An 11301-nucleotide genomic window follows, 5' to 3' on the forward strand; every position below is an offset into this window, starting at 1 on the left:
ATCTCGGTACCCTCCGTTTTTTTTTGAAGGATAGCATAATCTCAAACATTTGTCATTATAAAAGTCAGTGTCTCTCCATCGTTCCGCACTTGACGGCAGGCGCGTACAATGCCAATGTTAACGAACGGTATATGCCCCGGCCTCATCTTTTTCATGCAGATACTTCCGGCAGAGTTCAGGGTTTCCGCATGGATGGCTGCCGCATGTCCCTAACGTATGCTTCCAGCATAACTGTCAGGAGAAGATCATCATGGAAAAGAAAAATCTCGACTGGGCCAATTTGAGCTTCGCCTACATGAAGACCGACAAACGCTTCGTGGCCAATTTCAAGGGCGGAGCCTGGGATGAAGGCGTTCTCACGGATGACGACCGAGTCATTATTACTGAATGCGCCGGGGTGCTCCAGTACAGCCAGTCCTGCTTCGAGGGGCTCAAAGCCTACACCACGGAAGACGGCCATATCGTCTGCTTCCGCCCCGACCTCAATGCCGAACGCATGGAACGTTCCTGCCTCCGCCTCGAAATGCCCGTCTTTCCCAAGGAACGCTTCATCGAAGCCGTCGTGCAGACTGTCTACGCCAACCGCGCCTGGGTTCCTCCCTACGGTTCCGGCGCGACCCTGTATATCCGCCCCTATATGTTCGCCAGTTCCGCCGTCATCGGCGTCAAACCCGCTGACGAATACCAGTTCCGCATTCTTGTCACGCCCGTTGGTCCCTACTTCAAGGGCGGCGTGAAGCCCATCACCATCCGCGTGAGCGACTTTGACCGCGCAGCCCCGCACGGCACCGGCAACATCAAGGCCGGACTCAACTACGCCATGAGCCTGCACCCCATCATGGATGCGCATCGTCAGGGCTACGCCGAAAACCTGTACCTTGACCCCGCCACCCGTACCAACGTGGAAGAAACGGGCGGAGCCAACTTCATCTTCATCACGAAGGACGGGAAGCTCGTCACTCCCAGGAGCGACAGCATTCTGCCCTCCATCACCCGCCGCTCGCTCATCCATGTAGCGCAGCACTACCTGAACATGACCGTGGAAGAGCGCGCCGTTCCCCTCACCGAAGTCGCCTCCTTCGCGGAAGTCGGCCTCTGCGGTACCGCGGCGGTCATCTCCCCCGTGGGCAAAATTGTGAACCACGGCGAGGAAATCTGCGTACCCTCCGGCATGGACGCCATGGGTCCGGTACTCACAAAGCTCTATGACACCCTGACCGGCATCCAGATGGGCCGTATCGAAGCCCCTGAAGGCTGGATCAAAAACATCGCCTAGGGCATAAGCTCAATTCAATTCTTCAGAAGCCAGAAACGCCGGAGGCTTACCCTTCGGCGTTTCCTTTTTCATTCGCAGCACGACACCCCCGTCAACCGGCCGCACCCAGGAAGGGAGCGTGATCATACAGGGTCTTCACATAGGGAAATTCGCGCGTCATGATCTCTATACGGAGCTTGAGAAGTTCGCTATAACTCTGGCGTTTAAGGATTTCGGCCACAGGAGCAGCAAGCAGCCGGCTCTGCTCATCAAGCCAGAGGGCTTTTTCCAGGAGGGCTTCCGATTTCTTTCCCGGATCCATGCGGTTCCAATCCTTCGCCGCCAGCAGGAGTGTCCGGCACATCACTCTGAGCGAGTACAGGTTGCCGTATACGTCGATATCCGTATCGTCCTTCAGAATGAAGAGTTTGGAGTGTTCCCAGTCCTGCCAGGTGTCCACAAACAGATCGATGGTCTCCTCAAGCTGCCGGGGAGAATCCATTTCCTTCATAATGTTCGTCACGCCGATGTCGATAGTCTCGCGGGCGTCTCTGGTGAAACGCTCGACAACGGGAAGCTGTTCTTCGGCACAGGCCATGCCTGAAACGAGGCATACCCACAGAAGTACGGCAAAAAAAGCGGAAACCTTCATAGCAGAACCCCAGCACACTGCGGCTGACCTTTGCCTCTATCCTGACACAAAAGGAGGTTCAGCACAAGAGCCACAGGAAAAGTCCGCACCGAAGCCTTGACAGCCGCTTTTCCGCCACCTTTAATGTTTCAGCACTTTTCTGAACCGCCTCCTACCTCTCGGATAGATCATGCTTCATCCAGTCTTCCTGCCTTTTGCCTCGGTCGCTCTCCTTGTCCTTTCCCTGACTGGCTGCTCTGCTCATTCAGAGCAAAAGCCAGAATCATCGCCCATGCCAACTGCCGTGGGCGAGACGCTCCCCGCTTGGCAAAAGACGTGGCGTCAGCTTGCTGAACGGCTCATGGCGGACGGGCTGGACGCAGGGAAGACCGCCGCTCTCTTCGCGGGACTGTCCAGCCCGCCATCAGCGGAGCCGATGGGCGTCAAGGTGCGCGAACTGTACACCGGCAAGTTTCTGTCCAAGGCTCATCCGACCAAAAAAGCTCAGCTTTTTCAGACAAAACTGGGCATTCCGGGGCCGTGGTTCAAAGGGGTGGTCACGCAGACCAACGCCAGGCTCTGCAAAAAATTTATCGCGGAACACGAACGTGCCTTCGCTCTCGCGGAGGCACACTGGGGCGTTCCGCCCGAAACAGGCGCGGCTCTTCTGTTTGTGGAAACCCGCCTTGGCGCCTATGTGGGGAAGCACAACGCCTTCTTCACACTCGCAAGCATGGCCGTCACGAAAGACCCCGCCGGGATACCCGAATATCTGGACGCGCTCCCCGGCTCTTCCGAACGCCTGCCCTGGATCAGGGAAAGGATGGAACAGAAGGCGGAATGGGCTTACACCGAACTCAAGGCTCTGCTGGCCTACTGCTATGAAAACGCTCTCGACCCTCTCACTCTGAAAGGCTCCGTCTACGGAGCTATCGGCCTGTGCCAGTTCATGCCCGGCAATATTTCCCGCTATGCCGTGGACGGCGACGGCGATGGGCATATTGACCTCTATCAGGCCCCGGACGCCATTGCCAGTCTAAGCTGCTATCTCCAGCGCCACGGCTGGAAGCCGGGCCTCAGCGTCAGCGCACAGCGCAAGGTGCTTCGCCGCTACAACGCCATGGACATCTATGCCCGCACGATTCTGGCACTTGCCAGAACCATAGAGCGTCTGCCGTAATCCCGCTTCCTCTGCGCCTGTGGACGTGGGGATAATACCCCAGAATCCGGGGCGCCTGGTCAGGCCTTTGCCACTTCGGAGAAGGGCTTGAGCGCCGTGGAGCCGGCCATAATCTTGCGGGCTTTTGCAAACAGGTGTTCCAAGGCCCTGTCAGCGATCATGCGTTCCTGCATGGCTGTAATCATGCCCGTTTCCCAGACGGTTTTGCGAATGTCCTCGTATTTCTGCCCCGTCCCCACGGTCATGGCGCGCACGGCGTCTTCCGCTTCCTTGCCGCTCACCTGTATGCCTTCCCGCTCGGCAAGAGCCAGAAGGAAAGTATAGCCCTTTGCCTTCTTGCGGGCAAAGGCCATGGATTCTCCCTGCATGTGCTCCAGCATTTCCCTGGCCGTCGCTTCATCCGCGTGCTGTTTGCGCAGGTAATGCTCGCACTCTTTCTGGTGCTCCCGATAAAAGCGTGAGACCAGCCCTTCGGGGAGCGGAAAATCGTGCTTCTCCAGCTCCGCTTCCATGAGCTGATGCTTGGCGTCCCGCTGGAGCTGGCGCATACGGGCGGAAAACGCCTGCTGCCACACCTCCTGCTTCAGGGCGTCAAATGAAGAAAAGCCCAGTTTTTTTGCCGTCTCATCAGTCAGAGGCGGCAGAATCTCCTGCTGTATCCGGTGCAGCGTCACTTCAAGCTGTACCTCGCGCCCGCGAACCGTGGGATCGGGATAATTGTCGGGGCAGATCATGACGCCATGCCCCGTTTCCCCAACGTGCAGGCCGCGGACAATGGGATCCATTTCCGGGACTTTCCCTCCGGGCGGAACCGGAAGCAGCTGAAGCCGGAAATCCTCGGACGTCATACCGGGCAGGCTCCTGCCGTCCACGGTCCCACGCACGTCCACCGTAAGCAAATCATGGTCCTGCGGGGTACGATCCGTCACTTCCACAAGCTCCGCGCAGCGCCGCAGCGCCTGATCCAGCATGAGGTTCAGGACCTCTTCCCCCGGCGAGGGATCGCCGACCGTCACGGAAAGCGTTTCCAGATCCGGCAGCTCGATTTCAGGCAGCGTGTCAAAGGACGTGCTGAAGGAAAAGGGCTGTCCGTCCACGGCAGGCGTACCCCGGTACTGTGAAGGCGTAAGCGGGCGCACACCCTCTTTTTTTAAGAGTTCCATGAGCCTGTCGTCGGCGAGAATCTCCGTGGCATCGGCGGCCACACGCGCAGAAAAGCGTCCCTTGATGACGCTCACGGGAATCTTGCCCACCCGAAAGCCGGGAAGGTGCATCCCTTTGGCAATGCGCCGGGCAGCCAGGTCAAAGGCTTCCTTCACTTCTCCCGCCGCATAGGACAGCGTCACGGACACGACGGTCGGCGACTTTTTTTCGATGCTGTATTCCATCCCAAACTCCCCCGGATTCCTTTGATGCCGTGCAGTGTTGCCCGCACAACTTAAAGTATCACTTTAATTCTTTCGTGGCTTTCATGAGCAGTTCACGGTGTCCGGTACTCCGCTCCGTGCGCCTGGCATAGACGGTGAGGCCATTCTGCCGGTAGAAATTCACGGCTCTGCGGTTCTCCGCATACACGGCCAGCGTCAGGGCCGGGTGCATACGTCTGGCAATGTGAAGAAGCCGGCTTCCCAGTCCCTTTCCCTGTGCGGCAGGAGCGACGAAAAGCGCCGCCAGAAAGTCCCCGGCAAAGGCGAAAAAGGCGTCAATTTCGCCTGAATCGTCGTCCACATGCACCACGATTTCATCGCTCAAAGGCAGATACAGGGTGCGCAGGTTCTCCTTTTCCGCCTCCCAGTGGGCGAGCGGAATGAAGTCATGCGACTGTACGGAGGCTTCAAACCACAGCCGGACCACCGCATCCATATCTTCCGCGTCCATATCTTCCGCACAAAAAGAACGTATCATGCTCAATGCTCCGCAGGCGATAGTGTAACAGAAGCGGACGAAAAGCAAGGCGGCCAGCCCTTTCCGGGATGAGATTCCGGCTTTGTCCACAGGCGCGGGCGCGCTTGCGGAGAAACGGCACCCTGTCGCTCTTCGGAGCGGACAGGATATAGGGCGCGGGCGCGCTTGCGGAGAAACGGCACTCGTGGCATGCTGGACAAAACTTTCCGCCTTTTCAAGGAGCCTTTCATGCGTATTTCCCTGATCCTTCTCTCCCTTGCTCTCGCTTTGTTGGCGGCTTCGGCGCAGGCCATGCCCCAGATGGGCGATAAAACGGCACAGGCTGCCACTCCCGAACAGCGTTTCACCGCCATGGACGCCGATGGCAACGGCAGCGTCACCTGGCAGGAGTTTTCCAAAGCCCGTCCCAATATCAACGAAAACGCCTTCCGGAGCATCGACACCGACCATGACGAAACGATCAGTCTTGACGAATGGAAGGCATTCTCCTCGCTTCACGGTGAACGCAGCGGCTCCATGCAGGCCCAAAACATGGAACGCATGATGAAGGCCATGCGGGAAGGCTCCATGAGCAGGGAAGGCGGAACGGCAGGGGACGGGGCTTCGCTGCCTCTGGTCACACCTCCCGCTCCGGCTGCCTCTCCTGAATCCGAAGCCCTGCCGCTCATCACGCCGCCCGCCGGGAAATAACCTGTTTCCATCCGCAGCCGGCAGGCAGACGTCGTGCGGATGGCCCTCGCGGGTGGCCCTCGTGAATTGTCTTCGCGGATGGTCTCTCTGACAGGTGCGTTACGGAAAAAATTGCATCGGCTCCGCCGTTTCTCCCCCTTTTTCCCTCAAGGAGAGCTTTCAAAAATCAAGGAAATGTTTAATGAAGGACGATACCATTCTCACTCATGCCGGGCGCGCGCCTCTGTCTGTGGGAAGTCCGGTCAATGTGCCCGTACACAGGGCTTCCACCATCCGTTCCCCCAGCCTCGAAGCCTACGAGGCCAACGAACGCGGCGATGCCATGTACACCAACGTGTGCTACGGGGCGCTGGGCACGGAAAACGCCTTCGCCCTGTGCGAGGCCGTCAACCAGCTGGAACAGGGCGCTGGTACGGTAACGGCCTCGTCCGGTCTGGCGGCGTGTACGCTGTCGCTTCTGGCCTTTGCCGGGGCGGGCGACCACGTCCTTATGCCCGATTCGGTCTACGGCCCGCAGCGCATGTTCTGTGAAACCGTCCTTCCCCGCTTCGGCGTTGAGACCAGCTTCTACGACCCGCTTGCCAGCGGTGCGGACCTCGAGACGCTCATCAGGGCGAACACCCGCGTGGTCTATACCGAAGCACCAGGCTCCCTCACCTTCGAGATGCAGGACATTCCGGCCATCGCTGAAGCGGCGCACCGCCATGCTGCCCTCGTCTTCATGGACAACACCTGGGCCGGGCCGCTCTGCTTCAAGCCGCTGAAGGTGGGTGTCGATCTCTGCATTGAAGCGGCCACAAAGTACATCGCCGGCCATTCCGACCTGGTTCTGGGGCTTATGACCGCAAGAACGCCTGAGCTGTACAGGCGCCTCAGGGCGTTCTGTGTGCAGATGGGAGAGATTGCCTCGCCTGACGACTGCTACATGGCCCTGCGCGGACTGCGCACCCTGCGTGTACGCATGGAAAGGCAGTTTGCCCACGCCCTGAAAATCGCCCGCTGGCTGAGCTGCCGGCCGGAAGTGCGGCAGGTACTCTACCCGCCTCTGGAAGGTGCTCCCGGGCACGACCTGTGGGCGCGGGATTTTCAGGGAGGCGGCTCCCTGTTTTCCATCGTCCTTCCGAAAATGGAAAAAAAGGCCGTTGCCGCCATGCTGAACGGCTACCAGCTCTTTGACATCGGCGCAAGCTGGGGCGGCTATGAAAGCCTTGTGGAACTCTGCCATCCGGTGCGCACAAAGGCAGGACGCCGGGAACCGGTCTGGACGGAAGACAACTGTACCCTTGTCCGCTACGCCATCGGCCTTGAGGATCCAGACGACCTCATCGCCGACCTTGCGGCAGGCTTTGAGCGGCTCAGGGCAGCGCTCTGAACACCGGCGTAAACCGCCCGCCGCAGGAAAGTTCACGCGAACACTCCCTCCTTCCATTGACAAAAGCGGTTGGCGTTCCTATGTTTACTCAAAACTTTCAGGGAGAGCCTCTATGATCCATCTTTCCGATTCTGCCCGGCAGGAACTCGAAGCGTTTTTCGCTGACAAGCCCAAGTCCGGCATCCGCGTCTATCTGGCCCCCGGCGGCTGAAGCGGCCCGCGTCTCGCACTGGCTCTGGATGAGCCTACGGAAAACGACAAGGCCTTCGATGTCAACGGATTCACCTTCTGTATCGAAAATTCGCTCCTGGAGCGCGTCGGCGAAGTAAAGATCGACGTCAGCTACATGGGCTTCACTGTAGACTCCGCAATTCCTCTCGGCGGCAGCGGCTGCGGCTCCTGCGGCAGTTCCTGCGGGGGTCACTGATCTCTCTGGCAGCAGGACGGCTCCACCGTCCTGCCCGTTCTCCTGATGAACCGAGCTTTTGGAGAGCGGCTGCTCCCCTCAACCTCGACCAAGGAGAACTTCCATGTTCACACTTACGGAAAACGCGCGTCAGGAACTTGACGCCTTCTTTGCCGACAAGGAAAAATCGTCCATCCGCCTCTATCTGGCTCCCGGCGGATGCAGCGGCCCGCGCCTCAGCCTCGCTCTCGATGACGTTCGCGAAGACGATGTGACCCAGGAAGACGCGGGATACACCTTCTGTATCGACAAGGAACTCTGGGACACCATCGAAGGTGCGACAATCGACGTCTCCCCTCTGGGCTTCCTGGTGACGCCTGAAAAGCCTCTGCCCAGCTTCGGCGGCTGCGGCTGCACGAGCTGCGGCAGCGGCTCCTGCGGCGGCTGCCACTAAAACGGCGCTTCTTTGTGCTTTCAGGTCGCGGTCTCCGAAGAGTTCCGCGGCCTTTTTCTCCCCCCACCTCGCATCTCCAGGTCTCCGTGCCATGATACCCTTCTGGAAGCTCACTCCCGGCGGCAACCCCACCATTCTTTTACGCAGTGAGGACGTGCCTCCGCAGCACCGCGCTGCGGCAGCCCGGGCCGTCATGTCTCCACTGCATATCGGGGCGGAACAGGCGGGCTACATACGGCTGTCTGGCTCGCCGCGTCTGGACATGATGGGGGGAGAATTCTGCCTCAACGCCACGCGGGCCTTTGCGCTTCTCCTTGCCCGTGCCGGTCTGCTCCGGCAGGAAAACGGGGCGCTTGCCGGAGAGGTGGAAGTCTCCGGCGTTTCGGATACCGTGGCAGTGCGCGTGCTTGAAGCGGACAAGTCCGCCCCTGGAGGTTCCCTGCCTTTTGCCGAAGCCTGCCTGCGCTTCAGGCAGCTCCCCGTGCCGGAACCCTGCGGGGATCTGTTCCTCGTCCGTGTCCCGGGCATCGCGCACATTATCCAGGCGGGAGCCTTCCCACGGGATGAGATGCTGGCGGCACTCTGCGCCAAACAGCGCGCACAGTGCGGCGTGGCGCAGGAAGAAGCCGCAGGCCATATCTGGCTCGGCAGCGCCCGGGAGACAGCCGGAGAGCGCGCCTTCTCCATCACACCCGTGGTCTGGGTCCGGAACACGGACACGTTATGCCGGGAAACGGCCTGCGGTTCAGGCACGCTGGCTGCGGCGCTCTTCGAACACGCCCGCAGCGGCGCCACGCGTTTTTCCATCGTTCAGCCCAGCGGCTGCGCCCTTTCCGTCCGCATGGAACGCCGCGGCACAGCCTGGGAAGTCTGGGCGGGCGGTCCCGTTCGCCTGACCGCCTGCGGAGAAACCGACCTTTCGGGTATTCTCTGAACTCCTTCCCTCTTGCCAAGCGCGGATTCAGATGGAATACTTGCTTCCCGGCCACGTTCCAGCAAAGGATACCCGTCCATGAACTGCCCCAATTGTCACGCCAGCATTCCAGACGGCAGCACGGCCTGCCCGCAGTGCGGACAGACCATCATCCATCCCCGCGAAGTCATCGATGCTGAGCTTGTGGACTCGCCCCGGCAAGAACAATCCCGCCAGGGAGAACGCCAGACCTTTTACCGGCGCATGGTGTTTACCAGCACGGACAACAACCCGCTCCTGCCTTCCTGCCAGCTGAGCTTCGTGACCCTGGCGCTGGCTTTCGCCATAGCCTGTCAGGCCGACCACGCCCTGGCGGCCTTTATCGTTTTTCTGGTCTTTGCCGGTATCGCTCGTGTTCTGACCTTTCTCATCAACATACAGGCGATCATGATGGGGCGGCCGCTGAATCCCCTGCTCCTCCAAATTTTCTCCTGGTTCTGCTGCTGGAGCCTGGTCTCCTGGATGTTCTCCTGAGAGCCGCTCCGCAAGGCCTTCACGCGCTATGCCCATCGCCCATCCATCCCTCGCCGAATACCTCTTTCTCGACCTTGACGGGACGCTCACGGATTCTTCGGAAGACATTACCCGCGGGGTCATGTATACTCTGAAACGCTTCGGTATCCGCGAAAATGATGCCTCAAAGCTCCTCTGCTTCATCGGGCCGCCGCTCTATCGCTCCTTCATGGATCACTATGGCTTCAGCAAGGAAAAAGCCTATGAGGCGGTAGCCGTGTTTCAGGAATACTACGCGGACAAGGGAGCTTTTGAAAACCGCCCCTATCCGGGCATTCCCGAACTTCTGCACACATGGAACAGACAGGGCCGCAAGCTGGTTCTCGTCACCTCCAAGCCGGAAATCCACGCCCGGCGCATCCTCGAACACTTCGGTATGGCGCTCGACTTTCTGCTCATCGCCGGAAGCGACCTGGACGAAACCCGCGTTGAAAAAGACATGATACTCGGCCATGCCCTGAGCTGCCTTGAGCCTTCCGCTTCCCGGAACGCCGTCATGATCGGCGACAGGAAATTCGATGTCCTGGGCGCGGCGAGGCATGGCATCCCCACCTTGGGAGTACTCTACGGCTTTGGCACGCGGGAGGAACTGGAGGCATCCGGAGCCGCCTGGATCGTCAACGACGCTGCGGAACTGGCCGCCATCATGGAGCCTGGCACCTCTCCGCTTCTGCCTGCATGAGCTTCTGGTTTTGACACCATCACCCGCCCCAGAATGGTGGAGAGTATCAACCAATTCTTTGGCGTACCGTTTCCGCTTCACCTGTGCAGGCCCTGCCTGAAGCACCTCTGCAACGAGCCGCCTGCCCCGCCCGCGTGTTTCCCTTCCTTCAAAAATATCCAGCGCAAAAATATTAGCCAGAAAATATCTGATACAAAATGGTCTCCTGCCATGTGCCGGCGCAGGCGTCTGCACGCTCCGCTTCAGCTTGGCCCTTTAAAAAGTTTTCCCCTCCGAGGCAGGTGATTTTTCCCCTGTGAGAACACGGCAGCTCCGCCTCCTGCCGCAGTCTGATTTTCTGCCTGTCATTCATCTTACTTCCTTTATGGTTTGAGACCTCGGCCTTTAGGCCGATAGAGCCTCACCCCGCCCTGAAGGGCGGGGTATCTTTGGGGCGGTAGCTTGGGAGGGGATGCAAACCCCTCCCAAGCGCAGGACGCAAAGCCCTGAAGGGCTTTGCTACATTATTGCTCCTGAGTGCTGGCGTTCGGCTGCTTTTTAAAGCCTGAACGCTCTGCCCGCACACGCCACACAGACAAAAAATGGCCGGGCAGTTCGGACTTGCGTGCGAAGCCGGACGAAAAAACCTGACGACGGCGAAAGGAAAATATTTTTTTGATGAGGGGGGAGAGATTGGGCAGGCGGCAGTTCGCACAAAAAAACGATGTTCTCGCGCAAGGATTCATTGACAGTTATAATGTCAATGAGTTGTTGGCTATTCCTAAGCTAAAAGGTCTTTTTTGGCAAGAGGTACTCAGAAAAAAGTCAGCGCTATTTTCGGCATAAAAAATATATTATAAATTCAACGTATTATCTCTATTTTTGACGCTCATTCCGCGCTCATTGACATTATAACTGTCAATGAATTGTTGGCATTCTCCAGGCGGGATGGGCTTATGGCACACAAAACACGCGGCGTTCTTGCCGCTGAATCGAACATTACACGGAGTGAGGCTCCGCTGTTCTGCGACTTTGTCGAGGCGCGCTATCTGCCGTTCGTCCGGCAGAACAAGCGGAGCTGGAAGGTGGATCAGGGCAACCTGGAACGGCATGTACTGCCGTATCTTGGCTCGTACCGGCTGCCCGAGATCACCGCAGACACGCTTCTGGCATGGATCAACGCTCTTGAACAGAGCGGGCTTTCGTACAGCACCTGTTTCCGTCAGTTCTGGCTGGCCAAGTATGTGCTGAACTGCGCCGT

12 protein-coding genes and 1 pseudogene are annotated in these 11301 nt (G+C 58.9%); 10 read left to right on the forward strand and 3 right to left on the reverse strand.

The window, feature by feature from the left end; translation table 11 throughout:
* Positions 1–247: 247 nt before the first annotated feature.
* Positions 248–1276 (forward strand): branched-chain amino acid aminotransferase, encoded by a 1029-nt coding sequence (locus tag Q0Z94_RS09765; RefSeq protein ID WP_298069246.1) that lies wholly within the window; start codon positions 248–250, stop codon positions 1274–1276.
* A gap of 91 nt (positions 1277–1367) precedes the next feature.
* Here Q0Z94_RS09765 and Q0Z94_RS09770 read toward each other — a convergent pair whose 3' ends face one another.
* A complete protein-coding gene (locus Q0Z94_RS09770) occupies positions 1368–1907 on the reverse strand; it encodes a hypothetical protein (RefSeq protein ID WP_298069225.1) in 540 nt (179 codons plus the stop codon).
* A 271-nt stretch (positions 1908–2178) separates the two neighbouring features.
* Here Q0Z94_RS09770 and Q0Z94_RS09775 point away from each other — a divergent pair, with 271 nt between their 5' ends.
* Positions 2179–3066 carry a lytic murein transglycosylase gene (locus Q0Z94_RS09775; protein ID WP_298069227.1) on the forward strand — a complete coding sequence of 296 codons (888 nt, stop codon included), beginning with the start codon at positions 2179–2181 and terminating at the stop codon, positions 3064–3066.
* A 59-nt stretch (positions 3067–3125) separates the two neighbouring features.
* Here Q0Z94_RS09775 and tig read toward each other — a convergent pair whose 3' ends face one another.
* Both tig and Q0Z94_RS09785 read right to left on the reverse strand, forming a co-directional pair.
* Positions 3126–4454, reverse strand: coding sequence for a trigger factor (tig, locus tag Q0Z94_RS09780; RefSeq protein WP_298069229.1), 1329 nt, complete (start codon positions 4452–4454; stop codon positions 3126–3128).
* A gap of 58 nt (positions 4455–4512) precedes the next feature.
* Positions 4513–4971, reverse strand: a complete 459-nt coding sequence (locus tag Q0Z94_RS09785) for a GNAT family N-acetyltransferase (protein WP_298069231.1) — start codon at positions 4969–4971, stop codon at positions 4513–4515.
* A gap of 228 nt (positions 4972–5199) precedes the next feature.
* Here Q0Z94_RS09785 and Q0Z94_RS09790 point away from each other — a divergent pair, with 228 nt between their 5' ends.
* The 8 genes and pseudogenes from Q0Z94_RS09790 to Q0Z94_RS09825 all read left to right on the forward strand — a co-directional run.
* Complete coding sequence (locus Q0Z94_RS09790) at positions 5200–5661, forward strand: EF-hand domain-containing protein (protein WP_298069233.1); 462 nt, start codon at positions 5200–5202, stop codon at positions 5659–5661.
* Between the two features lie 181 nt (positions 5662–5842).
* A complete protein-coding gene (gene metC / locus Q0Z94_RS09795; protein ID WP_298069235.1) occupies positions 5843–7033 on the forward strand; it encodes a cystathionine beta-lyase in 1191 nt (396 codons plus the stop codon).
* Between the two features lie 112 nt (positions 7034–7145).
* Positions 7146–7460: an IscA/HesB family protein gene (locus tag Q0Z94_RS09800; protein ID WP_298069237.1), complete on the forward strand. Its 315-nt coding sequence runs from the start codon at positions 7146–7148 to the stop codon at positions 7458–7460.
* Between the two features lie 103 nt (positions 7461–7563).
* Positions 7564–7893: an IscA/HesB family protein gene (locus Q0Z94_RS09805; protein WP_298069239.1), complete on the forward strand. Its 330-nt coding sequence runs from the start codon at positions 7564–7566 to the stop codon at positions 7891–7893.
* A gap of 91 nt (positions 7894–7984) precedes the next feature.
* On the forward strand, positions 7985–8827 hold the full coding sequence (locus Q0Z94_RS09810; RefSeq protein ID WP_298069241.1) for a hypothetical protein: 843 nt from the start codon (positions 7985–7987) through the stop codon (positions 8825–8827).
* 78 nt (positions 8828–8905) lie between these two features.
* The gene (locus Q0Z94_RS09815) at positions 8906–9340 is read left to right on the forward strand and encodes a zinc-ribbon domain-containing protein (RefSeq protein WP_298069242.1); all 435 of its coding nucleotides are present in this window, start codon (positions 8906–8908) and stop codon (positions 9338–9340) included.
* A gap of 28 nt (positions 9341–9368) precedes the next feature.
* Positions 9369–10061: an HAD hydrolase-like protein gene (locus tag Q0Z94_RS09820; RefSeq protein ID WP_298069244.1), complete on the forward strand. Its 693-nt coding sequence runs from the start codon at positions 9369–9371 to the stop codon at positions 10059–10061.
* Between the two features lie 935 nt (positions 10062–10996).
* Positions 10997–11301, forward strand: a pseudogene (locus Q0Z94_RS09825) (hypothetical protein); the annotation flags it as partial.

Origin of the sequence: uncultured Mailhella sp., assembly GCF_947631555.1 — a bacterium.
Taxonomy (GTDB): Bacteria; Desulfobacterota; Desulfovibrionia; order Desulfovibrionales; family Desulfovibrionaceae; genus Mailhella.